At 58.7% G+C, this 25,526-nt stretch carries 23 protein-coding genes; 11 read left to right on the top strand and 12 right to left on the bottom strand.

Annotated elements, in window-relative coordinates; all coding sequences use genetic code 11:
• Window positions 1-12: 12 nt before the first annotated feature.
• The 3 genes from ACSAMW_RS15300 to ACSAMW_RS15290 all read right to left on the bottom strand — a co-directional run bounded on the left by ACSAMW_RS15300 (window position 13) and on the right by ACSAMW_RS15290 (window position 3,604).
• On the bottom strand, window positions 13-795 hold the full coding sequence (locus ACSAMW_RS15300; RefSeq protein ID WP_500591006.1) for an N-acetylmuramoyl-L-alanine amidase: 783 nt from the start codon (window positions 793-795) through the stop codon (window positions 13-15).
• 28 nt (window positions 796-823) lie between these two features.
• Window positions 824-2,881 carry a GGDEF domain-containing protein gene (locus ACSAMW_RS15295; RefSeq protein WP_500591005.1) on the bottom strand — a complete coding sequence of 686 codons (2,058 nt, stop codon included), beginning with the start codon at window positions 2,879-2,881 and terminating at the stop codon, window positions 824-826.
• An 84-nt stretch (window positions 2,882-2,965) separates the two neighbouring features.
• The gene (locus tag ACSAMW_RS15290) at window positions 2,966-3,604 is read right to left on the bottom strand and encodes a thiol:disulfide interchange protein DsbA/DsbL (protein ID WP_500591004.1); all 639 of its coding nucleotides are present in this window, start codon (window positions 3,602-3,604) and stop codon (window positions 2,966-2,968) included.
• Window positions 3,605-3,781: 177 nt separating this feature from the next.
• On the opposite strand from ACSAMW_RS15290, the gene yihA reads away from it, so the two are divergent.
• Window positions 3,782-4,429 carry a ribosome biogenesis GTP-binding protein YihA/YsxC gene (yihA, locus tag ACSAMW_RS15285; RefSeq protein ID WP_500591003.1) on the top strand — a complete coding sequence of 216 codons (648 nt, stop codon included), beginning with the start codon at window positions 3,782-3,784 and terminating at the stop codon, window positions 4,427-4,429.
• A gap of 266 nt (window positions 4,430-4,695) precedes the next feature.
• Here yihA and polA read toward each other — a convergent pair whose 3' ends face one another.
• Entirely contained in the window at window positions 4,696-7,458 is a 2,763-nt protein-coding gene (gene polA / locus ACSAMW_RS15280) for a DNA polymerase I (RefSeq protein WP_500591002.1), read from the bottom strand.
• Between the two features lie 75 nt (window positions 7,459-7,533).
• On the opposite strand from polA, the gene ACSAMW_RS15275 reads away from it, so the two are divergent.
• Complete coding sequence (locus ACSAMW_RS15275; protein ID WP_500591001.1) at window positions 7,534-7,821, top strand: DUF2782 domain-containing protein; 288 nt, start codon at window positions 7,534-7,536, stop codon at window positions 7,819-7,821.
• A 37-nt stretch (window positions 7,822-7,858) separates the two neighbouring features.
• Window positions 7,859-8,809 carry a homoserine kinase gene (locus ACSAMW_RS15270; RefSeq protein WP_500591000.1) on the top strand — a complete coding sequence of 317 codons (951 nt, stop codon included), beginning with the start codon at window positions 7,859-7,861 and terminating at the stop codon, window positions 8,807-8,809.
• Here ACSAMW_RS15270 and ACSAMW_RS15265 read toward each other — a convergent pair.
• Entirely contained in the window at window positions 8,806-9,726 is a 921-nt protein-coding gene (locus ACSAMW_RS15265; RefSeq protein ID WP_500590999.1) for a zinc ABC transporter substrate-binding protein, read from the bottom strand. The two genes, ACSAMW_RS15270 and ACSAMW_RS15265, sit on opposite strands and share 4 nt — an antisense overlap.
• 66 nt (window positions 9,727-9,792) lie before the next feature.
• On the opposite strand from ACSAMW_RS15265, the gene ACSAMW_RS15260 reads away from it, so the two are divergent.
• The 4 genes from ACSAMW_RS15260 (at window position 9,793) to ACSAMW_RS15245 (ending at window position 12,610) form a co-directional block, all read left to right on the top strand.
• Window positions 9,793-10,275, top strand: coding sequence for a Fur family transcriptional regulator (locus tag ACSAMW_RS15260; RefSeq protein ID WP_168085557.1), 483 nt, complete (start codon window positions 9,793-9,795; stop codon window positions 10,273-10,275).
• On the top strand, window positions 10,275-11,048 hold the full coding sequence (znuC, locus tag ACSAMW_RS15255) for a zinc ABC transporter ATP-binding protein ZnuC (protein WP_500590998.1): 774 nt from the start codon (window positions 10,275-10,277) through the stop codon (window positions 11,046-11,048). Before ACSAMW_RS15260 ends, znuC begins: the two co-directional genes overlap by 1 nt.
• Window positions 11,041-11,826 (top strand): zinc ABC transporter permease subunit ZnuB, encoded by a 786-nt coding sequence (gene znuB / locus ACSAMW_RS15250; protein ID WP_500590997.1) that lies wholly within the window; start codon window positions 11,041-11,043, stop codon window positions 11,824-11,826. Before znuC ends, znuB begins: the two co-directional genes overlap by 8 nt.
• An 82-nt stretch (window positions 11,827-11,908) precedes the next feature.
• Window positions 11,909-12,610 (top strand): PA5502 family lipoprotein, encoded by a 702-nt coding sequence (locus ACSAMW_RS15245; RefSeq protein WP_500590996.1) that lies wholly within the window; start codon window positions 11,909-11,911, stop codon window positions 12,608-12,610.
• Window positions 12,611-12,687: 77 nt separating this feature from the next.
• Here the strand turns inward: ACSAMW_RS15245 and katE are convergent, their stop codons facing one another.
• Window positions 12,688-14,814, bottom strand: coding sequence for a catalase HPII (gene katE, locus ACSAMW_RS15240; protein WP_500590995.1), 2,127 nt, complete (start codon window positions 14,812-14,814; stop codon window positions 12,688-12,690).
• Window positions 14,815-15,050: 236 nt separating this feature from the next.
• Between katE and ACSAMW_RS15235 the strand changes: the two genes are divergently transcribed.
• From ACSAMW_RS15235 to ACSAMW_RS15225, 3 genes are read left to right on the top strand one after another with little or no spacing between them, the layout of a single operon-like run.
• On the top strand, window positions 15,051-16,058 hold the full coding sequence (locus ACSAMW_RS15235; protein WP_500590994.1) for a methionine ABC transporter ATP-binding protein: 1,008 nt from the start codon (window positions 15,051-15,053) through the stop codon (window positions 16,056-16,058).
• Window positions 16,058-16,720, top strand: a complete 663-nt coding sequence (locus tag ACSAMW_RS15230) for a methionine ABC transporter permease (protein ID WP_168085552.1) — start codon at window positions 16,058-16,060, stop codon at window positions 16,718-16,720. The genes ACSAMW_RS15235 and ACSAMW_RS15230 overlap by 1 nt, the downstream gene beginning before the upstream one ends.
• A 42-nt stretch (window positions 16,721-16,762) precedes the next feature.
• A complete protein-coding gene (locus ACSAMW_RS15225; protein WP_500590993.1) occupies window positions 16,763-17,536 on the top strand; it encodes a MetQ/NlpA family ABC transporter substrate-binding protein in 774 nt (257 codons plus the stop codon).
• Window positions 17,537-17,542: 6 nt separating this feature from the next.
• Here the strand turns inward: ACSAMW_RS15225 and ACSAMW_RS15220 are convergent, their stop codons facing one another.
• Entirely contained in the window at window positions 17,543-18,175 is a 633-nt protein-coding gene (locus ACSAMW_RS15220) for an SCO family protein (protein WP_500590992.1), read from the bottom strand.
• A gap of 200 nt (window positions 18,176-18,375) precedes the next feature.
• Between ACSAMW_RS15220 and ACSAMW_RS15215 the strand changes: the two genes are divergently transcribed.
• Window positions 18,376-19,020: a hypothetical protein gene (locus tag ACSAMW_RS15215; RefSeq protein ID WP_500590991.1), complete on the top strand. Its 645-nt coding sequence runs from the start codon at window positions 18,376-18,378 to the stop codon at window positions 19,018-19,020.
• 6 nt (window positions 19,021-19,026) lie between these two features.
• Here the strand turns inward: ACSAMW_RS15215 and ACSAMW_RS15210 are convergent, their stop codons facing one another.
• The 5 genes from ACSAMW_RS15210 to ACSAMW_RS15190 form a co-directional block, all read right to left on the bottom strand.
• Complete coding sequence (locus ACSAMW_RS15210) at window positions 19,027-20,562, bottom strand: SulP family inorganic anion transporter (RefSeq protein ID WP_500590990.1); 1,536 nt, start codon at window positions 20,560-20,562, stop codon at window positions 19,027-19,029.
• A gap of 196 nt (window positions 20,563-20,758) precedes the next feature.
• Window positions 20,759-21,478 carry a carbonic anhydrase gene (locus tag ACSAMW_RS15205; protein WP_500590989.1) on the bottom strand — a complete coding sequence of 240 codons (720 nt, stop codon included), beginning with the start codon at window positions 21,476-21,478 and terminating at the stop codon, window positions 20,759-20,761.
• Between the two features lie 211 nt (window positions 21,479-21,689).
• A complete protein-coding gene (locus ACSAMW_RS15200) occupies window positions 21,690-22,748 on the bottom strand; it encodes a PA0069 family radical SAM protein (RefSeq protein ID WP_500590988.1) in 1,059 nt (352 codons plus the stop codon).
• Between the two features lie 70 nt (window positions 22,749-22,818).
• Window positions 22,819-24,165 (bottom strand): glucarate dehydratase, encoded by a 1,347-nt coding sequence (gudD, locus tag ACSAMW_RS15195; RefSeq protein WP_500590987.1) that lies wholly within the window; start codon window positions 24,163-24,165, stop codon window positions 22,819-22,821.
• Between the two features lie 15 nt (window positions 24,166-24,180).
• The gene (locus tag ACSAMW_RS15190; protein ID WP_500594052.1) at window positions 24,181-25,503 is read right to left on the bottom strand and encodes an MFS transporter; all 1,323 of its coding nucleotides are present in this window, start codon (window positions 25,501-25,503) and stop codon (window positions 24,181-24,183) included.
• Window positions 25,504-25,526 lie beyond the last annotated feature (23 nt).

Genomic DNA, 25,526 nt, shown 5'->3' with positions numbered 1-25,526 from the left:
TGCAACGCCGGTTCAGCGCATGCCGGCCACCACTTGCAGCAACGCGGCAGTCTCGGCGTCTGGCTCACCGTCAAAACGTGCAGGCCTGTAATGCATTTGGAAAGCCGCTAGTACATGGCGCGTCGTGACGTCCAGCTCCCCGGTACGCTCGATGGCGTACCCCGCTTTTGCCAGTTGCTCCTGATACCAGCCTACTGCAGGCAGGCTGGTATCGAACCGCTGCCGGGCGCGGCTTACTGCAGCGGCGTCAGGCCACCGACCAAACCCGGCCTGTGCTAGCCGCTGCCAAGGAAACAAGGGGCCAGGGTCAAGTTTTCTCAGGGGTGCAATGTCGCTGTGCCCTACGATATAGCGAGGGTCGATGCGATAACGCGTACTGATGTCCTTCAATAAGGCGATCAGGGCATTGACCTGAGCGTCGGTATAGGGGTACCAGACGCGTCCTGTAGGCGTGTCATGGAAACCCGGATTAACGATTTCGATACCGATGGAGCTCGAATTAAGCCAGGTACGCCCGTCCCACTCGCTTTCTCCAGCATGCCAGGTACGGTAGCGTTCATCGGCCAGCTTATAGACAGTGGCAGGGCCATCGCCTATTAGGTAGTGCGCACTAACCTCGCCGTGGGTCAGCAAGGCCAAGGACCGGTCAAGCGAAGCCGCCGTGTAATGAAGCACAATGAATTGTACACGGCTGTCGTAATTGGCAGAGGGGTGGCTGGTATCTATGTGCAGGCCATTGGTACAACCGCCAAGCAACGCTGCAAAGGCTACTGCCGCCAGGTTTCGCACATTCATGGTGTAGGCTAGCCCTCAAAGTAAAACCTTAGTCTACATGCCTTGCCAAGCCCACGACTTGGCTGGTTTCTATACGGTTGCGCCCTGTGTCCTTAGCCCGGTACAACGCCTCGTCGGCACGCTTGAGGGCAGCCTGGGCAACTTCCTTACTGCGCAAGGTGGCCATGCCCATGGAGACGGTGACCACAATGCGCATACCCTTGAAGTGGAAGGGACAGGCTTCGATAGCCTGGCGCATCTGTTCCAGCACCGCGTGTGCTTCTTCGGGCGCTGACTCTGGGAAAAGTGCTACAAATTCCTCACCTCCGAATCGAGCCAGGAAATCCCCGTTACGGAGCTGACGACGCAACTGGTCAGCCACGATTTTCAGCACACGGTCGCCCGCCAGGTGCCCATAGTTGTCATTGATGGACTTGAAGTGGTCCAAGTCCATGATGGCGACCTGGGCAGGAAACTCGTCGGTTGCACGCTGGCTTACCAAAGCTTCCAAACGCTCATTCAAGCCGGCCCGGTTTGGCAGGCCGGTGAGCGGATCCAGCAGAGCTTTCTGGCGCTGTTCCTCCAGCACATTCTGATAGGCTTCGGCTTCGCGCTCCATGCTGGCCACACGATCGGACAAGCCACGCATACGCTCGGCCACTTCCATTTCATGGGCTTCACGGCGGCGACGGTGCTCGTCTACAGAACCCAGCAGCCCATCCAGCCGGGACTCCAGCAACCGCTTAAGGCCGTCTGCATCCTCGACCGCTGCCACGCTTTCGTGCAGGTCGCCCACCTGCTCACGCAGCTCAGTGTCCAGTTGGCGCGCTTGGTCCTGGCTGTCTGCCTGGCCTTGGCTGGCTTCGTGAAGCTGGCCTTGGAACCACGCTAGCCGCTCATTGATCTGTTGCAGGTATCGCTGCAGTTCCTGTTGCCCGTTATCACTGATCGTCAGCGTCATGAGCGCCACATCGTCCAGCATGGGCAACAGCTCGTACCAGTTGAGCCCGTGCTCCAGCCTTTCGCGCATGGAGTCAGCGGTCTCTAGCAACTTGGGTGGCAGCACCAGGCCGTCGAGCATTTTCAGTAGCGTGCTTTCGATATGCGTGGCTACTGAGCTGTAGGTAGGCTCCTGGCTAGCGGGCAGAGAAAAGCTGACGTCTGTGGCTTCAGCCGGTTCGGTGGTAGGTACCAGGGCTTGCACCATGGCAGCAGTGAGCGGCAATACATCCAGCACAGCCTGCACGCCGGCAGTAACAGGCCCTTCCTGTTCAGGTATGGCATGAGGGGCAAGCGCTTCGGCCATCGGCTGTGGAGCATGGGTAGGTGCTTGCTGCTCCTCGACGATAGCCGCTTCAGGCTGGACCTTGCTCTCGCATACGTCCTCTTCTGCCTCGGCTGGCACTGCAGGTACGGCCTGTGTGTCCACTACCCCCGGAGGAATATCTTCATGTGCAGGCTCGACATGGGCCGGGGAAGGTGCGGTTTCCAGCGGTTCAGGGAGGGTGAGCGCTGGCTCCACCTCTGGTATAGCCAGCGGCATGGGAGCCGTCTGAGTATTCACAAGTGTTTGAATAGGCTCAGCTTCTCTGTGCCCAAACAAACGCTCAAGCAGGCCTGGGCGTGATGCCGTGGCAGGGTCCAGGCTGGCTAGCGCGTTGCCCTGCAGCAGGCTCAGCTCGCTGAGCAAAAGTGGTAGTTCCCTAACCTGAGACAGGCGCTTGTCCAGGCCCGCACCGAATTTCTTGAGAGGTCTGGCTGCATCGCGGGGAAGTGGCAAGGTCTGGAGTTGCGCTACCAGCGAGCCCAGCGCGGTGCCGATCTGGTCAAGCCTGGCCTCTCGGCGTTGTTCGGAATCCAGCACGGCCTTTTCCAAACGCGGGATAAGGGTGGCCAAGGCAGCGTCCATGTTGTCGCTACGCACTACCTCGCGCATTTCCTTCATGCATTGGTCAACGGCCGTGTCAGCCCCTTCGGCAGCCAAGGTGCTGCGTACTAGCCCGTGGCGAAGCAAGTCCAGGCGAGCATTCCAGCGCCGCTCTTGCGACTCCTGAGCTTCGATGCTTTGAAGGTACTTTTCTTTCCAGCGCTGGGCTTCATCGGTCATAGGCAAACAAGCCGGCGCGCAGAAACTGAACAAGGCAAGTGCACCCTTGCCTGGCAAGGGTGCGAGAGAGGCACTACGGTGGGATTATTGGCCGGCACCCTTGGCCGCACGCTCTTTCTCGATCAAGGTATCGGCCAGCTTGAGCGCTTCTTCAGGGCCGCCCGACGAACCGAGGTCGAACCGGTACTTGCCGTTGACGATCATGGTCGGAACACCTGTTACGCCGTACGCCACAGCCAAGTCTTTGTCTTTCTTGACCATGCCGGCCACTGCGAAGGATTTGTAGGTTTCCAGGAATTTGGCCTTGTCCACGCCCTGGGTGGCTACGAAGTCAGCCATCTCCTCCGGCGTCTTGAACATCTTGTGTTCCTTATGGATGGCATCGAACACAGCGGTGTGAACCTTGTGCTCCACACCCATGGCTTCGAGGGTCAGGAACATTTGGCCATGGACGTCCCAGATGCCGCCGAACATGGCAGGAATACGTACAAAGTGAACGTCCGCGGGCAGCTTTTCGATCCACGGGTTGATAGTAGGTTCGAAGGCATAGCAATGCGGGCAGCCGTACCAGAACAGCTCTACCACTTCGATCTTGCCTGGCTCGGAGACGGGTACCGGGCTGGTGAGTACGGTGTATTTTTCAGCCGGGGTGTCATCTGCGTGGGCGGCGACGCCGAACAGGCTGGCCAGCGCCATTACCGCGCCGATGAACAGATTACGCATGGTTAACTCCTGAGCGTTTAAGGGATGGCCTTCAATACATGGCCAAGGCTGGCATGGCAAGTAACAATACATTTGCATTTGTAAAATGGAAGCCTGTCGCACAGCAACGACAGCCACGTGGCCAAACCGATATACTGCCGCCCATCGTGCCACGGCCTCCGTGCCCTCAGGATTCCAATGTCGTTCAAAAACCCCGTGCTTGGCCTGTGCCAGCAATCGTCCTTCATGCTTAGCGCTGCCAAGGTCGACCAATGCCCCGAAGACCAGGGCTTCGAAGTCGCCTTTGCTGGCCGGTCCAACGCCGGCAAGTCCAGTGCGCTTAATACGCTCACCCATGCCAGCCTGGCACGCACATCCAAGACACCGGGTCGTACCCAGCTGCTGAACTTTTTTAGCCTGGATGACAGCCGACGCCTTGTGGACCTCCCTGGCTATGGTTATGCCAAGGTGCCCATCCCCCTGAAGCAGCACTGGCAGAAGCACTTGGAGAAATACCTGGGCAGCCGGGAAAGCCTCAAGGGCATTATTTTGCTGATGGACGTTAGGCATCCCATGACTGACTTCGACAAGATGATGCTGGACTGGTCCGTGGCCAGTGGCATGCCTATGCACATCCTGCTGACCAAAGCCGACAAGCTGACCTATGGCGCAGCCAAGGGCACCTTGCTCAAGGTACAGACCGAGATCCGAAAGGGTTGGGGCAACAGTGTCACCATCCAACTGTTCTCGGCTCCCAAGCGCAGCGGCCTGGACGAAGCCTATGAAGTGCTGGCGACCTGGCTGGACCTGATGCCGGAAGACCCCACCGACGCTGTGCAGGCGTAACGCTGGGGCAGGCAAACCTGTTCCAGGGCTGGCACTTGGTAGCACTTTTGCGCAGGCAAAAAAAACCCCGGACTTCGTATGGGGAGGGTGAAGTTCGGGGTCCAAGCTCCGGGCCGCCGGGGCGGGCCGGATATCTGCCAACACTTAACACAACATAGGAGCTGAACGGCTTCGCAGCCATTCACACCCTCAGAGCTGAAATTCACAGCGTTAGTTCCTTGCCGATGCTAATCAATCGCAAATGCGGCAAGGTTTCATAAACTGAATCAGTGGGCCTGGTCCCAGTTATCGCCTACGCCTACCTCTACCAGCAGCGGCACCTCCAGCTCGGCAGCACCGGCCATATGGGGTTGGATCTGCTCACGTACCACGTCAACCAGATCCTCACGTACTTCAAGTACCAGTTCATCGTGCACCTGCAGAATCATGCGGGCATCCAATCCGCTATCCATCAGCCAATTGTCCACCGCTACCATGGCGCGCTTCACGATGTCGGCCGACGTGCCTTGCAGTGGCGCGTTAATGGCAGCACGCTCTGCACCGCGGCGCAGGCTTGGGTTCTTGGCATTGATGTCTGGCACATACAGGCGGCGGCCAAACAAGGTTTCCACATAGCCTTTTTCAGCCGCCTGCGCCCGCGTGCGCTCCATGTACCCTAGAACGCCAGGGTAGCGCGTGAAATAGCGGTCGATGTATTCCTGCGCCTGCTTGCGGTCTACGCCAATCTGCTTGGCCAGCCCAAAGGCACTCATGCCGTAGATCAAGCCAAAGTTGATAGCCTTGGCACTGCGGCGTTGGTCGACAGTGACAGCTGATACCTCCACACCGAAAACTTCGGCTGCCGTGGCCCTGTGCACATCCAGGTCGTTCTGGAAGGCATGCAGCAAGCCCTCGTCCCGGGCCAGGTGCGCCATGATCCGCAGTTCAACTTGTGAATAGTCCGCCGCCAGAAGCTTATAGCCAGGCGCAGGTACGAAGGCCTGGCGGATGCGGCGGCCTTCGGCGGTACGAATCGGGATGTTCTGCAGGTTGGGATCGCTGGACGACAACCGGCCGGTGGCCGCCACGGCTTGTTGATACGACGTATGGATGCGACCGGTACGAGGGTTGATCTGGTCGGGCAGCTTGTCTGTGTAGGTGCTTTTAAGCTTGCTCAGCGTCCGGTACTGCATCAACACCTTGGGGAGCGGGTAATCCTGTTCGGCCAGCTCGGCCAGCACCGCTTCGGCCGTTGAGGCCTGGCCTTTTGCAGTTTTGCTGATGATGGGCAAGCCAAGCTTTTCGTAGAGAATCACGCCTAGCTGCTTGGGAGAGCCCAGGTTGAAGGTTTCACCTGCGATGGTGTACGCCTCTTGCTCCAGCGTAAGCAGCTTTTCACCTAGCTCGACACTCTGAATACCAAGCAGTTTTGCATCTACCAGTGCGCCAGTCCGCTCCATACGTGCAAGTACGGGCACCAGTGGCATTTCAATAGTGTGCAGCACGCTCTCTACGGTGGGTACCGCAGCCAACCGCGCCGAGAGCGCATGGTGCAGACGCAGTGTCACGTCCGCATCTTCGGCAGCGTAAGGCCCCGCCTGCTCCAGCGGGACCTGATCGAAGGTGACCTGCTTGGCGCCTTTGCCCGCTACATCTGTGAACAGAATGGTCTGGTGGCCAAGGTACTTTACCGCCAGGCTGTCCATGTCATGTCGGGTAGCCGTGGAGTCCAGCACGTAGGATTCGAGCATGGTGTCAAAGGCCACGCCTTGTACAATGATGCCTTCGTTAAGGTCGCCACCAATGGCGCAGTTGGCCAGGATGTTCAGGTCGTACTTGGCGTTCTGGGCCACTTTGGCTTTTTCAGGGTTCTCAAGCAGCGGCTTGAGCGCACGCAGTACCGTATCGCGGTCCAATTGGGGCGGCGCCCCCATATAAGTGTGCGTCAGCGGTATGTAGGCCGCTTCATGAGGGCTTACTGCAAAGGACAACCCCACCAGCGAAGCCTGTTGAGCATCCAGGCTGGTGGTCTCGGTATCGAATGCGAACAGTTCAGCCGTACGCAGCTTTTCCAGCCACTGTTCGAACTGTGCCTGCTCCAGAACAATGTCGTACTTAGGCTCAACCTTGGGCGCGGCCGGGGGTACGTCCAGTGGCGCATGGGTCGCCGCCGTCTCACGCTTGAGTTCATCCAGCCATCCCTTGAACTCCAGCTCCGAGTACAGTGCCGCCAGCATTTCCCTGTCCGGCTCTCCACACATCAATTCATCCACCACCACGTCCAGCACCACATCAGTCTTGATGGTGGCCAGCTCGTAGGACAGGAAGGCCATGTCGCGGTGCTCTTCAAGCTTGGCAGGCAGTGACTTGGCGCCACGGATAGGCAAGGCCGGGACTTTGTCCAGGTTCGCATACAGCTCAGCCAGGCCACCACCAATGCCCAACAGCAGGCCTTGGGCGGTTTTTTCACCCACCCCTGGTACGCCTGGGATGTTATCTACCTTGTCGCCCATCAAGGCCAGAAAGTCGATGATGTGCTCCGGGCCCACGCCGAATTTTTCTCGCACGCCTGGAATATCCAGCACCGTTCCGGTCATGGTGTTTACCAAGGTGATATGGCCATCTACCAACTGCGCCATGTCCTTATCGCCGGTAGAAATTACCACTGGGCGCCCTTGGGCAGCGCTGATACGGGCAAGGGTGCCGATCACATCGTCAGCTTCCACCCCCTCCACACACAGCAACGGGTAGCCACTGGCCTGCACTGAAGCGTGCAAGGGCTCTACCTGTACGCGCAGGTCATCAGGCATTTTCGGGCGGTTGGCCTTGTACTCGGCGAACAGCTCATCCCGAAAGGTGCCGCCCTTGGCGTCGAACACGACTGCGAAGGGGCTTTCGGGGTATTGCCTGCGCAAGCTACGCAGCATATTCAGCACGCCCTTTACCGCGCCTGTGGGCAACCCTTTGGAGGTCGTCAGCGGTGGCAGGGCGTGAAAGGCGCGGTAGAGGTAGGACGAACCGTCCACCAGAACGAGAGGCGCTTGGCTCATGAGCAGAATCAACCTATTTGAACAGGGCCGGGGCTAGAATACCGACACTATGGACCACAAAAGGACAAGGTTATCATGTGCTCGCTCAAACGCCTGATGCTCGCTACCCTACTCATCGCCACGCCATTGGCCGCCATGGCGGCTGATGACGCGCCCTCGGCAGACCCGGATGTCACCATCCGCCAGGACGGCGACAAAACGATCCAGGAATATCGCCAGAATGGCTTTCTGTATGCGGTAAAAGTCACCCCCAAGCACGGCAAGCCCTACTTCCTGGTGCGTGCTGATGGCACCAGCCCCAACTTTATCCGCTCGGACCAGCCCGACATGCTCATTCCCCAATGGGAAATCTTCAAGTGGTAGACTGGCCCGCGCTTGTTTAACCCTTAGGCCTTGACCCATGTCTGTGTTTACTCCCCTGTCGCGCCCACAACTGGAAACCTTCCTTGAAGCCTACGACCTGGGCCGGCTGCGAGACTTCCAAGGCATTGCCGCCGGCACCGAGAACAGCAACTTTTTCGTAAGCCTGGAGCAAGGTGAGTTCGTATTGACCTTGGTCGAGCGCGGCCCCACTCAGGACTTGCCTTTCTTTGTGGAACTGCTCGAAGTGCTGCACCAGGCCGAATTGCCGGTGCCCTTTGCCATTGCAGGCAAGGATGGCGTCGCCCTGCGCGAACTCGCCGGCAAGCCGGCCCTGTTGCAGCCACGCCTGGCCGGCAAGCATATCGGCACGCCCAACGCCCAGCACTGTACGGAGCTGGGTGGTTTCCTGGCCCACCTTCATGTGGCCACGCGTGACCGCATCCTGCACCGGCGTACGGACAGGGGCATGACCTGGATGCTTAACGAAGGTGAGCGACTGATGCAGGGTATGGCGGCCGACCAGGCCAACCTGTTGAAAGGAACATTGGCCGACATTCGCGAGCACCGTGAAGCCATACTGGCGCTGCCCATGGCCAACCTGCACGGCGACCTGTTCCGAGATAACGCTATGTTCGAGGGTACGCACCTGACCGGCGTGATCGACTTCTACAATGCCAGCGCAGGCCCGATGCTGTATGACGTGGCCATCAGCGTGAACGACTGGTGCTCCACTGCCGATGGCCACCTCCAGCCTGCATTGGCCAATGCGTTGCTTGGCGGTTATGCGCGCCAGCGGCGCTTTACCCCGACCGAGGTGCAGCTATGGCCAGTGATGCTGCGCATTGCTTGCGTACGGTTCTGGCTGTCCCGGCTGATCGCTGCACAGTCCTTCGCTGGCCGTGACGTGCTGATTCATGACCCTGCCGAGTTCGAGCACCGCCTTGCACAACGTCAGCAGGTCACGCAGATGCTGCCGTTTGCGCTCTAGAGCGCTTCAAGGCACCCAGCAAGGCCGTCTGCAAGCCGTTCGAGCAAATGCTCATAGCCTTGAGGGGTGGCCTCGTCGAAACCGCCCAGTGCATCCAGCTCTGCCAGGCGAACCGGCAGGCCAGCCGTCAGCGTATCTGCCAGCCGTGGCCGTGCGGGCGGCTCGCTGAACACACAGCTCTTACCCGCTTCAGCCAGCCGCGCCCGCATGGCTGCCACATGCGCGGCCCCTGGCTGCACCTCGGCGCCTACTGTGAATACACCGGCGTGCTTCAGCCCATAGGCCTGCTCAAAATAATCGAACCCCTCGTGAAATACGAAAAACGGTTTATTCGCTACGCCGGCCAGCCGCTGGCGGATACGCGTGTCCAGTTGGCCCAGGCGCTGGATGAAGCTGGCCAGGTTCTGCTCATAACGCTGTGCGTTGGCCGGGTCGGCTTGTGCGAAATCCGTGGCCATTTTAGTGGCAATCACTTGGGCATTGGCTGGGTCTAACCATAGGTGAGCATCCAGTGAGCCGGGGCGGTGATCGTGGTCGTGTTCGTCGCTGTCCTCGTCATGGGCCTGCCCATGGTCGTCGAAATGGCGCAAATGCAGACCTGGCAACGTCTGTACAGCCACACTGGGCAAGGTGCGCTGAGTCAGTGGCCGCTGTAGAAAACCTTCAAGGTCCGGGCCGATCCAGTACAGCAGGTTTGCGCTGCCCACGCGGCGTACCTCTGAGGGCCGCAATGCGTAGTTATGAGGCGAGGCCCCTGGCGGCAGCAGCACGTCCGGCGTGCCTACGCCGTCCTGAATGGCGGCGGCGATAAGCTGCAACGGCTTGATGCTGGTGAGCACCTTGAGGTCTGCACAGGCCGCAGCGCTGAAGCCCAGGCTTAGCGCACTACACAGTAGCAATGAAAAAAGACGGGACACGGTAGGCACCTTTAGCCGCGGAAAGGGGTAACATAATAACGTCTCTCCACCAGATGTGCCCCGCTCATGTTTATTACGCCTCTAGCCAACCGCCCTCACGACCATTCTCACTGTGTCCATTCTGCCTTGGCAGAGGCGGACGTGTTGTGCGAACAGAAAGGCCTGCGCCTGACGGCCTTGCGGCGCCGGGTGCTGGAACTGGTGTGGCAAAGCCATAGGCCATTGGGTGCTTATGACATCCTGGGTGTACTAAGCGAACAGGATGGCCGCAAGGCTGCCCCGCCTACTGTGTATCGAGCACTAGACTTCCTACTCGATAACGGCTTGGTGCATCGGATTGCCTCGCTCAACGCGTTCATTGGCTGTATCCATCCCGAGCATAGCCATCAGGGCCAGTTCTTGATCTGCCGTACCTGCCACGTGGCCGTGGAGCTGGAAAACCCAGGTATCAGCGAAGCGATCGACCAAGGGGCCGCAGGCATAGGCTTCTCGGTGGAAACTCAGACCGTCGAGGTTGTTGGGCTGTGCGCGAGCTGCAAGGCCGCCTGATGACAAGCCCGCTTATCCGCCTGGAACAGGTATCCGTCACCTTCGCTGACCAATCCACGCTTGAGCGTATCGATTTGCAGGTGCGGCCTGGGGAAATCGTAACGCTGATTGGCCCCAACGGGGCTGGCAAGACCACGCTGGTGCGCGCCGTGCTGGGGTTATTGCAGCCCACCAGCGGTGTGGTATGGCGTCAGCCCCGGCTGCGTATCGGCTACATGCCGCAAAAGCTGGTCGTGGAACCCACACTGCCGCTGTCAGTCCTGCGTTTTCTACGCCTGCTACCTGGCGTAAGTCGCAGCAAAGCAGAAGCTGCGCTTGAGGAAGTCGGCGCTGCGCAGGTGATCCACAAGCCAGTGCAAACCATTTCTGGCGGCGAGATGCAGCGGGTGCTGCTGGCACGTGCGCTGCTGCGAGAACCGCAACTGCTGGTGCTGGACGAGCCGGTTCAAGGCGTGGACGTGGCTGGGCAGTCCGAACTGTATGGGCTTATCACCCGGCTGCGGGACCGATACGGGTGCGGCGTGCTGATGGTGTCCCACGACCTGCACCTGGTCATGAGCACGACCGATCAGGTGGTCTGCCTGAATCACCATGTCTGTTGCTCAGGCCATCCCGAGCAAGTCAGTGGTGACCCGGCCTTCATCGAATTGTTTGGCGAGCATGCCCCCGGCCTTGCCATCTACCATCACCATCACGACCATGCCCACACGCTTCATGGGGACGTGGTCGCGGGGCAGGCCCACCAACATGGGGCTCATTGCAACCATGGATGACTTTCTAATCTATGCCCTGGCTGCTGGCCTGGCGCTTGCCGTGGTAGCCGGCCCCTTAGGTTCTTTTGTGGTCTGGCGTCGCATGGCCTACTTTGGTGACACCCTGTCCCACGCGGCGCTGCTGGGGGTGGCGCTGGGCCTTGCACTGGATGTGAGCCCTGCGCTGGCCGTTACGGTAGGCTGCCTGCTACTGGCCCTTGTGCTGGTGGCTTTGCAACAGCGCCAGCCCCTGGCTTCGGACACCCTGCTGGGCATCCTGGCACCTACCACCCTTTCACTGGGCCTGGTAGCACTGAGTTTCATGCGTGACGTACGCATCGACCTGATGGGTTACCTGTTCGGCGACCTGCTGGCCATGAGCGCTACAGACCTTTACTGGATTCTGGGCGGCAGTGCATTGGTACTTGGGTTGCTAGCCGTGTTGTGGCGCCCCTTGATCGCCATCACGGTTCACGAAGAACTGGCAAAGGTGGAAGGGTTGCCGGTAGCGCCGCTGCGGCTTGCATTGATGCTGTTGATCGCTATCGTAATTGCCGTGGCCATGAAGATCGTAGGGGTGCTACTTATTACATCGCTGCTGATCATCCCTGCAGCTGCAGCACAGCGCCATGCTCGCTCACCCGAGCAGATGGCCTTGGGTGCAAGCCTACTTGGCATCATAGCCGTGGGAGCAGGCCTGGCCATGTCCTGGTTCAAGGACACCCCAGCAGGGCCTTCGATCGTAGTGTGTGCAGGCGCTTTGTTCCTGTGCAGTTATGCCTTGCCAAGGCGCACATGAGACGCGCGTACACGCAGGGCTTTTTCCGGCAGGCATCGGGCGTGTAAACTTGCTCGATTTTGCCCATAAAGAGAGTGGCGCAATGCAGCCCTTTACGTGTCGTTGTCTGCTGATTGCAACGTTTTCGCTGGTGCTCGCCGGGTGCCAGAGTGCGCCTGTTCAACCGCCGCCGCCTAGCGTGGCGGACATGCTCCAGCAGAGTATCACCCGCAACGAACTGGTGACCGCCGAAGCTCAGCTTGCAGCCCTGCAAGCACAGGCACCCAATGATCCTCAGCTGGAGAACCTTCAGCGGCAACTGGCCGAGGCCTACCTAAAGCGCAGCCAGCTCATGTTGCAGAAAGGCGACGTGAACGCTGCTGCCACTGCGCTGGCACGAGCGCGCTCATTGATGCCTCAGGCACCGGCACTGATCGGCGGGGTAAATGGCGCTATTGCACAGGCACGCAAGGCTGAGCTGGAAAAGGCCGAAGCGGCATTGCGGGCGGCAGAAGCCAAGCCTGCCGCTCGGGTAGTCGACCCTGATGCGGCCAGTACGCCCATCACCCTGGCTACGCGAAACCAACGGCAGTTATGGGCACAACTGGACGACCTCACAACTGATATCGTGAACTTCCAATGCGATGTTGTTGTGCAGGCCCCACGGGAAGCCGACATTCCATGGCTCGAAACCTTGCTCCGTAAGCGTGTCGCCCAGCGTGCACCAGGCTTGCAGTGGAAGCTCAGCCACCGCCTTGAGAAACGCCAGCCCGCCATGGTCATCCTCAGCCCGGCCAAGCGCTGAGCCCAGCCGGCACGTTACCTTTGCCCATAGAAAAGGGACCCGAAGGTCCCTTTCTACAAGCTACCGGTTAACCGGCATCAGGCAGGTATCGCCTTTGCCTTAGGCTCACGAGCCCACACGCGGTGTTGCTTGATGGCAGTAATGAAATCCGCCACCTTGCCATCACCGATCAGCAGGCCAGCGTCCTCTTCCAGCTTCAACTGCTCGATCAAGGCCTTGGCCTGGTCGCTTACACCAATGGCTTTCAAGTGTTTGTAAGCTTCCAGCACGTAGTGCAAAGCCACGCCATTGGTGCTCATGGCCTTGACTGACTTGTCAGTACCCGGAATCCAGACCGCGTCAAAGGCGATGGATGGCAAGCCTTCCATGGACGCGTCCACAGGCAGTGTGGCACCACCGGCGGTCTTGACGGGTGCAGAGGTTGGCCCCAGCACCTTGGCATGAGCACCTTCAGCTTTCAGAGCAGCTTTCACCGACTCCACAGCTTTTTCATCCACCCCATCAGCTACCAGCACCGCGACCTTGCGGCCTTTGATGTTGTCCACCAGCAGGTTCATCTGGCTCAGTGCTGGAGAGTCCTTGAGGGTCTGCTCCTTCACGTCCACAGTACCTGCTGTCGGCGCGGGCAAGCCCAGGTTTTCAGCAACGCGCTTGGCCAGCGTGAGGTCGATATTGGCCAGGATCTCGTTGACCTGACGGGCGCGAATGAACTCACGCTCCACTTTGCCCAACTCAAAGCTGTAAGCGGCAATGATGTGCTCTTTCTCAGGCTCGCTCATGCTCTGGAAGAACAACCGTGCCTGGGAGAAGTGGTCGCCGAACGATTCGCTGCGCTCGCGAACCTTATGGCCTTCCACGCGCTCCTGGTAGGTCTCGAACCCGCCATTTTCCGCAGCTGCCGGGGTTTCCTTCGGCCAGCCGCCGTCAATGGAGTTAGGCTCATAGGAGGCACGACCACGGTCGATGGTCATGCGATGAATACCGTCACGCTGGCCATTATGGTTGGGGGCTACGGGGCGGTTGATCGGGATCTCATGGAAGTTCGGCCCGCCCAGGCGGCTGATCTGAGTATCGGTGTAGGAGAACAGACGGCCCTGCAGCAAGGGATCGTTGGTGAAATCGATGCCAGGCACGATGTGGCCCGGGCAGAACGCAACCTGCTCGGTTTCAGCGAAGTAGTTGTCCGGGTTACGGTTGAGCACCATTTTACCCAGTGGGGTAACAGGGACCAGTTCTTCCGGGATGATCTTGGTTGGGTCCAGCAGGTCGAAGTCAAACTTGTGTTCGTCTTCTTCCGGCACGATCTGAACGCCCAGTTCCCATTCTGGGTAGTCGCCCATTTCGATAGCTTCCCACAGGTCCCGACGGTGGTAGTCAGTGTCCTTGCCTGCCAACTTCTGGGCCTCGTCCCACACCAGGGAGCACACGCCTTGGGCAGGCTTCCAGTGGAACTTGACGAAGACGGCTTTGCCTTCGGTATTGATCAGGCGGAAGGTGTGGATACCAAAGCCTTCCATGGTGCGAAGGCTTTTCGGAATGGCCCGGTCGGACATTGCCCAGACCACCATGTGCGCGGATTCGGGCACTAAGGATACGAAGTCCCAGAAGGTGTCGTGTGCAGAGCCACCTGTTGGGATTTCGTTGTGCGGCTCTGGCTTCACGGCGTGTACGAAATCCGGGAACTTGAAAGCGTCCTGGATGAAGAACACAGGCATGTTGTTGCCCACCAGGTCGAAGTTGCCTTCGTCGGTGTAGAACTTCACCGCGAAACCCCGTACATCGCGCACGGTGTCGCCCGAACCGCGAGGGCCTTGTACGGTAGAAAAACGTACGAATACAGGCGTCTTTTTCTCTGGGTTGCGCAGGAAGCCGGCTTTGGACAGCGCACCATGGTCTTCGTAGGTTTCAAAGTAGCCGTGGGCCGCTGTGCCCCGTGCATGCACAATGCGCTCTGGGATGCGCTCATGGTCGAAGTGAGTGATCTTCTCGCGCATGATGAAGTCTTCAAGCAGCGAGGGGCCACGCGCGCCCACGCGCAGCGTATTCTGGTTGTCGCTGATTTTCACACCGTGGTTGGTGCGTAGCGCCTGGCCTGTGGCATCGGAGCGGAAAGTTTCCAGCGCTTCAAGTTTTTCATTGGTATTGGCGCGGTCTGGGGTATCGGTTCCTGCCATCTCGCTTGGCGTTTTCGTTTCGTTTGCCATGTTGGCTTTTCTCCTAGCAGGCAGCGGCCCGGTCAGGGCACGCAACAGTCGTGGTCACGGTGGCTCGTTGGTTAGTGACTCGCCACGCGCGTGACCGTTCCGTTGAAATGCAGTCCATCACTGCGGCAAATGGTTACGAAAGAAATACTGAAGCCGGCGCCATGCTCAGGCTAAAATACGCGGTTTTGGCCAACCGCCCCCATGCGCACCTTTGGTGCGTGGCACGCAGGTGACCCGTGATCGAGTTTCAAGACGTCCACAAGACCTACCGGGTAGCTGGCCGGGACATTCCCGCCCTTCATGCCACCCGATTGGTGATTCCTTCCGGCCAAGTATTTGGCCTTATTGGCCATTCCGGCGCGGGTAAAAGCACATTGCTACGGCTGATAAATCGCCTGGAGCAGCCCAGTGGCGGCACTATTCTCATTGATGGCGAGGACGTGACCGCGTACCGCCCAGACCGCCTTCGGCAACTTCGCCAACAAGTGGGCATGATCTTCCAGCACTTCAACCTGCTGGCGTCCAAGACTGTCGCAGACAATGTTGCACTGCCGTTACGCCTGGCTGGCCAGCTATCGGCGGCCGATATCGATAAGCGGGTCGCTAGCTTGCTGGCACGGGTGGGCTTGAGCGAACACGCGCGCAAATACCCGGCCCAGCTGTCTGGCGGGCAGAAGCAGCGTGTTGGTATTGCCCGTGCTTTGTCGACCGAACCCAAGATACTGCTATGTGACGAGGCTACCAGCGCCCTGGACCCTCAGACCACGGCTTCGGTACTGCGCCTGCTGGCCGAGATCAACCGTGAGCTGAACCTCACCATTGTGTTGATCACTCACGAAATGGATGTAATACGTCGCGTATGCGACCAGGTGGCCGTCATGGATGCTGGTCGTATCGTAGAGCAAGGCCCTGTGGCCCAAGTGTTCCTGCACCCGACGCACCCCACCACCAAACGGTTTGTGCAGGAAGACGAACAGGTCGATGAAAACGAACAGCGCAACGACTTTGCCCATGTTCCAGGCCGCATCGTGCGCCTGACTTTCCAAGGCGATGCCACCTACGCGCCGCTGCTAGGCACCGTCGCCCGTGAAACAGGCGTGGACTACAGTATCCTGGCCGGCCGCATCGACCGTATCAAAGATGCGCCCTACGGCCAGCTCACCCTTGCCATTACCGGGGGTGACATGGACGCAGCCTTCGCTCGCTTCACCCAGGCAGACGTTCATATGGAGGTACTGCGCTGATGGAATTCTTCGCTAACATCGATTGGGCTGACATCTGGCTGGCTACTGTAGACACGTTGCTCATGCTGGGCGGTTCCCTGCTGTTCACGGTACTGCTGGGGTTGCCTCTGGGCGTGTTGCTGTTCCTGTGCAGCCCTCGTCAACTGTTTGAGCAGCGCAAGGTCTATGCCTTGCTATCGCTGGTCGTGAACGTGTTGCGGTCCTTGCCGTTCATTATCCTTTTGATTGTGATGATCCCGCTGACCATCCTGATCACCGGCACGTCACTGGGCATCGCTGGGGCGATCCCGCCGCTGGTCATCGGCGCCACGCCCTTTTTTGCCCGGCTGGTGGAAACCGCGCTGCGAGAGGTGGACCGCGGCATCATCGAGGCTACCCAATCCATGGGCGCCACTACATGGCAGATCATTCTCAACGCCTTGTTGCCTGAAGCACGGCCTGGCATTTTTGCCGCTATTACCGTCACTGCTATCACGCTGGTGTCCTATACCGCGATGGCCGGGCTAGTAGGCGCTGGCGGGCTGGGTGACTTGGCCATCCGTTTCGGTTACCAGCGCTTCCAGACCAACGTGATGGTTGTCACCGTGCTGCTGTTGATCGTGCTGGTGCAGGTGCTGCAAACCATTGGCGATCGCTTGGTGGTTCATTATTCCCGTAAATGAGTGGTAGCGCGCCGTACCTTGGTCGCGCACAGGAGCTGCATCATGAAAAAACTGTTGGTCGCCTTTGCTGCCGTATTCAGCCTGGCCGCTCAGGCCAATGACACCCTTACCGTGGCCGCTACCGCTGTGCCCCACGCCGAGATTCTCGAGTTCGTGAAGCCTGCCTTGGCAGCAGAGGGTGTGGACTTGGACGTTAAAGTATTCACCGACTACGTACAGCCCAACGTTCAAGTAGCGGAAGGGCGCCTGGACGCCAACTTCTTCCAGCACCAGCCGTACCTGAACGAGTTCAATAACGGTAAGGGCACCAACCTGGTGGCCGTGACCGGCGTACACCTTGAGCCGTTAGGGGCGTATTCAAACAAGTACAAAAAACTAGACGAACTGCCAGGTGGCGCTAATGTTGTGATTCCCAACGATGCCACCAACGGCGGCCGTGCGTTGCTATTGCTGCAGGCAGCGGGCTTGATCAAATTGCAAAACCCTCGGGATATCCTCGCGACCCCAAAGGACATTATCGAGAACCCCAAGGACCTCAAAATCCGTGCATTGGAAGCGGCCACCTTGCCGCGCGTACTGACCCAAGTGGACCTGGCGCTGATCAATACCAACTATGCCCTGGACGCTAAACTGGACCCGGCTCACGATGCATTGGTGATAGAAGGCAACGACTCGCCTTACGTGAACATTCTGGTCTCGCGCCAAGACAACAAGGACACGCCTGCCATGCAGAAACTTGCAGCGGCGTTGCATAGCCCTGAGCTCAAGCAATTCATTCTGGAAAAGTACAAGGGTGCGGTGCTACCCGCATTTTAAGCCGGTTCAGCTACCCTCAAGCATGTCAGGTAGCGCCTTGAGCAGCAGGCGAGTATCGAAGGGCGCGCGGATGAACCCGCGCAACTGCCCGTCTGGCCCAATGATCGCCAGGTTGCCGCCGTGCTGCACGGTGTAATTGGGCTGGCGGGTATCAGCCGGTAAGTAAGGCATGCTGGTAGCCGTGGAGAACTGGGCCAGTATGTCCTCGGGCGCGGTAAGGCCTTTGAAGCTTTTGTCAAAGTAGCTGAGGTAATCCTTCAGTTGGGCTGGCGTATCGCGATTGGGGTCTACACTCACCAGGTACACCTGTAACCGCTCCGCACTCTTTGCTGGCAAGGCGCGCTTTATTTCACGCAGCTGGGCCAAGGTCGTAGGGCAGATGTCTGGGCAGAAGGTATAACCGAAGAACAACAGGCTCCACGTGCCCTTGAGTTCGTTCACCACCACTGGCTGGCCCTGTTCGTCGGTCATGCGCAGTGCGGGCATCGGGCGGCCTTGCTGCAATAGGATAATTCCGGCTTGCATCAGTTTGGCGTTATTGTCCAGGTCGCGGGCAGTAACGGCTTTTTCGATCATCCAGCCTGTGCCCAAGGCAGCAATGATGATCAACACGGCGACGGTTATCTCAGTTCGGGTCATGACTCGGGCTCTTTCAAACAGGCGGATACGGTAATGGGATCTGACCGTTCCCGGCAAGGACTGCCAAGCCAATACGACATACCACTGCTTTGACGTAACTCGACGAAATAACCAGGGAGCGGTTATGAGAATTTCATCTGACCCCTGACATAGCGGCGACTATCGTAGGGGCTTTGCGTAACGCATTTGCTGGAGAAACCATGAATACCGCCGCATTACGCGAGCTGATCAAACGGGCCCATGCCCACGAGGCACAGACTGGCCACCTGGCCCGGCTACTGAATGGTCGTCGTGCTGACCTGCACCCCTCTATTACTTTGGGCGATGCTACACAGGAGTCGGAAGCTACCCTGTATCGCTTTGTCCAAGCTTACCTTAACCAGGTGCCAGACCTGATCGACGCGGCGGCCAATGTAGCGGTGGAGGCCGGCATCAGTGCCCAGATTCAGCCTGTCTTGAACATCGCGCTGGAATACTTCATACAGCCACCGAAAATACTGGCCGGGCATGAAGGCTTGGACAGCTTGCTGGATGAGGCCTACCTGGCCCATCGGTTGGTGGAGGAAGTGAACGACCTATATATCCGCCACTTCGCCCAACCCTTGATCCCGCTGGATACGACGGTGGCCAACCTGATTGCTCATAACCTGATCGGCGAGCCCTTTGCTAATGAGCTGGACGAGGTGGTGCACCACTCCGTAGACCAAATGCTCAATGAAGAAGCCTTCGAACATGAAGCTGTCCAGGCCTATAAAGACCGCCTTACCAGCCCGGAGACAGGCGCAGCCTGGAAACGCTGGCCTTGCCTGTCCCGTCAGTTGGGCATCGAAATCAACATGCCCTAAGCGGCCTCAAGCCGGTGCGTTCAATTCGGTAGAGGTGCGCAACCGTCCCTCTACCCGACGCTTCAACCCACGGCTTTCGATGATCAATCGGGAGCCATTGGCGGCATTGGCGCGCCCCCAGTCCTCAAGCAACTCCAGGCAGGAGTGATCGATGTAGCTCAGCCCGCCCAGCGGTACATTGACCTCTGTCCCAGGTTCGATCGTACCCAACGCCTTAGTGAGGGCTGGCACCTTCAGGAAGGTTGCCGCGCCAACCAACCTCAGCTCTACCTGGCGCTCGCCTGTAGGCACTATTGCAATTTTCAGCCGCGCGGCCTTGAGTGCAAGCATCACCAGCGTCAATGCAAAGCCCAGCAGCACACCTGTCAAAAGATCAGTGAATACAATGGCCAAGGCCGTGGCGGCATAGGTCAACATGGGCATGCGCCCGTAACGGCTCAGCCCCTTGAAGGCCTTCCGATCCACAAGTTTGAAGCCGGTGTACACCAACACCCCGGCAAGGCTCGCCACAGGGATCTGCTGCAATACGCTGGAGAGCAACACCACGAATGCCAGCAACCACACGCCATGGAGAATGGCCGAGGCTCGGGTCTGGGCGCCCGCCTGCACGTTAGCCGAGCTGCGCACGATCACGCCCGTCATTGGCAATGCGCCTAACAAGCCGCATAGCATGTTGCCAACGCCTTGGGCAGACAGTTCACGGTCAAAATCCGAACGCACACCATTGTGCATGCGGTCCACCGCTGCTGCCGACAATAGCGTTTCAGCGCTGGCAATAAATGCGAGCGCCACGGCGGCGATCAGCAGCGCAGGATCGGCCATGGCCATTAGGTCTGCCGGCTTGAGCAGGTCGATAGCATCCATGAGGTTGGCAGGCACTACCACACGCTTGACCTGCAGCGCTAAAGCCACACTTAACACAGTGGCCGTAGCCACACCTAGCAGCGCGCCAGGTACAAAACGCAACCGTGCCGGGCGGAGCTTTTCCCAACCCCACATGATCGCAATGGTCAGCAAGCCTAATGCCCCTGCCTGCCACCCCAGCCCACCGCCCATTACGGGCAATGCTTCACTGACCGCGCCCGGGAAGCCAAGCAGGTTGCTTACGCCCGAGGGCTGCGGGGCTTGATCAAGCATCACGTGCGCTTGAGAAAGCACGATCAGCACGCCAATGCCTGCAAGCATGCCGTACACCACTGCAGGTGCTGTTACCCGGAACCAGCAACCCAGCTTGAACCGCCCGGCAATCAGTTGCAGTGCACCTGCCAACAAAAGAATCGGGCCCAGCATGGACAGGCCATGTTGGCGAACCAGTTCGAAGACCAGCACGGCCAGGCCTGCTGCTGGGCCACTGACCTGCAAAGGAGAACCGGCAAGGAACCCCACTACCAGGCCGCCAATGATACCGGTCACCAAGCCTTTGGCAGGGGGGACCCCTGATGCGATGGCGATGCCCATGCACAGTGGCAATGCCACCAGGAACACCACCACCGACGCCATTAGCTCACGAGGAATTGCGGCCTTGATTTGCGAGATATCCATGTCGTTCTCCTGAAGTCATTTCAGGCCATGGCCGAACCGTAGCAACAGGCCGTTCGCGCACCCTCGACAGGCCGCTTGAAGCTGCCTGTGTTCCTGGCACGCAAATAACACCCGTTTATTGATTATTTTTATTAAAACGGAAACAGCTGGAACTACGGGTTACGTAGCTCGCTTGGCCTTCGAATGCTGAGCCAGCTCAATAACGGCCCTTGGGCGTTGCGTTGGGCGTGGGTTGCGGGCCATCCAGTGGCATGAACCGGCCTTGGGCGGCGTCGTATGCTTTGATCCCGCTGGTTTCGATGTCGTACACCCAGCCATGGATGAACAACTGGCCGCTGGCAATCTTTGCGGCGACGGAAGGGTGCGTACGCAGGTGCTGCAGTTGGGCAATGACGTTTTCTTCGGTCAGCACCGCCATGGTTTCGGCTTCGGTCGTGCAACTGCAGTTCTCATGCACAACCGTCTTGGCCACTTCAGCGTGGCGTAACCAGGCCTTTACAGTAGGCATGTTCTCAAGCGTATCGGGGTTGAGCACTGCACGCATGGCGCCACAGTCGGAGTGGCCACAGATGATTACGTGCTGCACACCCAGTGCCATTACGGCGTATTCAAGTGCCGTAGACACACCACCGTTCATCTGCCCATAGGGCGGTACCACGTTACCTACGTTGCGGGTTACAAACAGGTCACCCGGGGAACTGTGGGTAATCAGCTCAGGCACGATGCGAGAATCGGCGCAGGTAATAAACATCGCACGAGGTTTCTGGGCGGTGGCCAGTTTCTTGAACAAAGCTTCCTGTTCCGGGAACACTTCCTGTTGAAAGTGCCGGAAGCCATCGACAATACGCTGCAGTGCCTGGTCCGCGCTTTCACCCAGCGTGGAAGGGTCTGGCACGGGTTGATCCTTAGAGTCCATAGTGCATCCTCTTGGTGGTAGGAAAGGTCCCACAAGGTCGGGAGAAAAATCCTACACTGAAAGCTTAAAAGTACGTATTACAGAAAATGTGACTGGATAAGACAAATCCTAAAGTAGTCACCTTTTCTTAAGTAAAGCTGAAACCGGATGCGTGTTGCTTATACCGAAATAGTGGCAATATGATTTAACCCTTTTAATAGTGTGACAGGTGTCATAGCAATGTCATTTGACGCCCTGGCGGGCAAAACTGCGAACAGTCCAGCCGGTCCTGTTCTCGCAGGCCAAGTCCAGCCTGCTTGATCGCAGCGGCAAAACGCCTGGCAATCAACTGAGCAAAAACGCCTTCGCCCTTCATGCGTTCACCGAACGCCGAGTTGTACAGTTGGCCGCCGCGGCTTTGCCGAATCAGGCTCAAAACGTGCGCAGCGCGTTGCGGATAATGCACACTCAGCCATTCCTCGAATAACGGTGCAACCTCCAGCGGCAAGCGTAAAAGAACGTAATGAGCGGAGCTGGCGCCGGCTTTTGCAGCAGCCTGGATCATTGCTTCCAGTTCCCGTTCGTTGATCATCGGGATAATAGGTGCACAAATCACGCCCACCGGGACACCGGCCTCGGCCAGTACACGAATGGCCCGGAGGCGGGCGCTACCTGAGGCTGCACGAGGTTCCAGTGCACGCTTGAGTTCGTCATCCAAGGTGGTAAGGCTGACCATCACCCGTACCAATCGGTGGTTGGCCAGTTCCTGCAGCACGTCCAGGTCCCGCAGCACCAACGCCCCTTTGGTAGTGATGGTTACCGGGTGGCGGTACCGCAGCAAGGTGTCGAGCAACTGCCGAGTAATCCGGTACTGCTGCTCGATGGGTTGATAGGGGTCCGTGTTAGCACCCAGTGCGATAGGCGCACAGCGGTACCCAGGCTTGTTCAGGGCTTCTTCAAGGCGCTCGGCAGCGTTGGTCTTGGCAATCAGGCGGGTTTCAAAATCCAACCCAGGTGACAGGTCCCAGTACGCGTGAGTAGGGCGGGCGAAACAATAGATGCAGCCGTGCTCGCAACCTCGGTAGGGGTTGATGGAGCGGTCAAAAGGAATATCTGGCGAGGTGTTGCGGGCGATGATGCTTTTGGCCAGCTCGATACGCACTTCAGTATTTACGCTGGCAGGTACATCCTGATACCAGCCGTCATCCTCGGCCACCGAATGGTGACCGTGGAAGCGATTGACAGGGTTGCTGGCCGTGCCACGACCACGCTGGGGCACTCGGGTAGACATGCAAGAACCTCAATACTGTATATAAAAACAGTATAAACGCGCTTGCCGCTTCCCGCCGCCCCTTTATCAATCAGCGCACCAGACACGGCCGCTTGTTATCGAAGTGCCAGTTCGGAATCAAGAACTGCATAGCCGCAGCGTCATCCCGTGCGCCTAGCCCCATGCCCTTGTACCGCTCGTGCGCCTGCGCCACTGCATCCATGTCGATCTCGACACCCAGCCCAGGCTTTTTCGGGACCTGCACATAGCCGTCTTTGATCTGCAGGGGCTCACGTGTCAGGCGCTGGCCATCCTGCCAGATCCAGTGCGTGTCGATCGCAGTGATATTCCCCGGTGCGGCGGCCGCCACCTGAGTGAACATGGCCAGCGAGATGTCGAAGTGATTGTTGGAATGCGACCCCCAGGTCAACCCCCAGTCATTGCACATCTGCGCGACCCGCACAGAACCCTGCAACGTCCAGAAGTGAGGGTCGGCCAATGGAATGTCCACGGCCTGAGACTGTATGGCATGGCCCATCTGGCGCCAGTCGGTGGCGATCATGTTGGTCGCGGTAGGCAAACCGGTCGCTCGGCGGAACTCGGCCATCACTTCGCGCCCCGAATAGCCCTCCTCGGCCCCGCATGGGTCCTCGGCATAGGCCAGTACAGCGTGCTGATCGCGGCATAGCCCAATGGCCTCTTTAAGTGACCAGGCGCCGTTAGGGTCCAGCGTAATACGTGCATCCGGGAAACGCTCAGCCAGCGCAGTCACGGCCTCGATTTCCTCTTCGCCGCGCAATACGCCGCCTTTGAGCTTGAAATCGTTGAAACCGTAGCGGGCCTTTGCCGCTTCGGCCAACCGCACCACCGCCTCAGGCGTAAGTGCCTGTTCATTGCGCAGGCGAAACCAGTCATCCCCGTCGGCCTCGCCACGATAATTCAATGTGGTCTGGCGGCGGTCGCCAATATAGAAGAGGTAGCCCAGCATTTTCACAGCGTCTCGCTGCTGGCCTTCACCTAGCAATGCCGCTACCGGCACGTCCAGGAACTGGCCCAGCAGGTCGAGCAAAGCCGCTTCGATAGCCGTTACGGCATGGATGGTGATGCGAAGGTCGAAGGTTTGCAGGCCGCGGCCAGCGCTGTCACGGGCCGCGAAGGTTTCGCGCATGCGGTTGAGCACCTGCTGGTAATGGCCGATGGGCTGGCCGACCACCAGGCTGCGGGCATCTTCCAAGGTTTCCCGGATACGTTCACCACCGGGTACTTCGCCAACGCCAATATGGCCAGCGCTGTCCTTCAAAATCACGATGTTACGGGTGAAGAACGGGCCATGGGCACCGCTGAGGTTGAGCAACATGCTGTCATGCCCTGCTACGGGGACAACTTGCAGGTCAGTCACGGTTGGGGCCTGGCCGGCCACGTAGGCACTGTCATTCATGGTTATGTCCTTTGTTCAGTGGTGTTTGCCCAGTGCAGGGCCGGCAATAGGGGTAGGCGCAGGGGCTTGGCTGCCGGGGCGTACCTTCACGAAAAACACAAGGATCGCTGCCAGCACCGAGGTACCGGCCAGGCCATACAGGCCACCGACAATAGACCCAGTCTGCTGCTCCAGAAAGCCGAAGGTTGCTGGCGCAAAGAAACCACCCAAGTTACCCAGGGAGTTGATCAAGGCAATGACACCGGCGGCAATACGCGCGTCCAGGTACGCCTGGGGAATAGGCCAGAACAGTGAAGAAGCAGACTTGAAGCCAATGGCCGCAAAGCACACGGCCACGAAGGCGAACACAGGGCCGCCCGTGGTGGACAGAAACATGCCCAAGGCGGCAATCAACAACGCGCAGGCGACCCAGGCCTGCTGGAATTTCCATTTACCCGACGCTGCCGCAAAGGCATACATGGCAATGATCGAAATCAGCCAAGGAATGGAGTTGAACAGCCCTACCTGGAAGTCTGTCAGGGTACCCATTTTCTTGATGATGCTGGGCAGCCAGAACGTTGCGGCATAGATGGTGAGCTGAATGCAGAAGTACAGCACGCAGAACAGCAGGATCTGGCCGTCCTTGAGCAGTTTTCCCAACGTAGGCTTGGTGGTGGTCTGTGCTTCACGGTCGCGCTGTTCCTGCTCAATGGCACTCACGAGCGCATCCTGCTCCTCGGGTGCCAGCCATTTAGCATCGTGAGGGCGGGAGTCCAGCCAGAACCACACCACAAAACACAGGCACACTGAGGCCAGGCCTTCGATCAGGAACATCCACTGCCAGCCATGCAGGTTCATACCCTCAATGCCCAGCAATGCGCCGGAGAGGGGGCCTGAGATCAGCGAGGCCAATGCCGAACCACTGAGGAAAATGGCAATAGCCTTGCCGCGCTCTACGCCTGGTAGCCAGCGAGTGAAGTAATAGATAACGCCGGGAAAGAAGCCTGCTTCAGCAATGCCCAGCAAGAACCGCAATATGTAGAAGTGGGTTTCGTTCTGGATGAACGCCATCATCGTAGCCACGATGCCCCAGGTAAACATGATGCGGGTAAGCCACACACGGGCACCAACCCGTTGCAACAACATGTTGGAGGGCACTTCAAACAGTGCGTAACCGATGAAGAACAACCCTGCACCCAGCCCATAGGCCGCTGCACCAATGCCAAGGTCATGCTCAAGGTGGGTGCGGACGAAGCCGATGTTTACCCGGTCAATGTAATTGACGATAAACATGATGACGAACAACGGCAGTACGCGGTTCTTTACTTTTTTCACGGCACGGGCCAGCACCGTGTCCATCTCGCCGGCGCCGGCAGTCAGAC

The sequence above is a fragment of the Pseudomonas sp. AB39(2026) genome, assembly GCF_059831485.1.
Note: the sequence above shows the minus strand (reverse complement) of the source record. Positions and strands in the feature narration are given on the sequence as shown.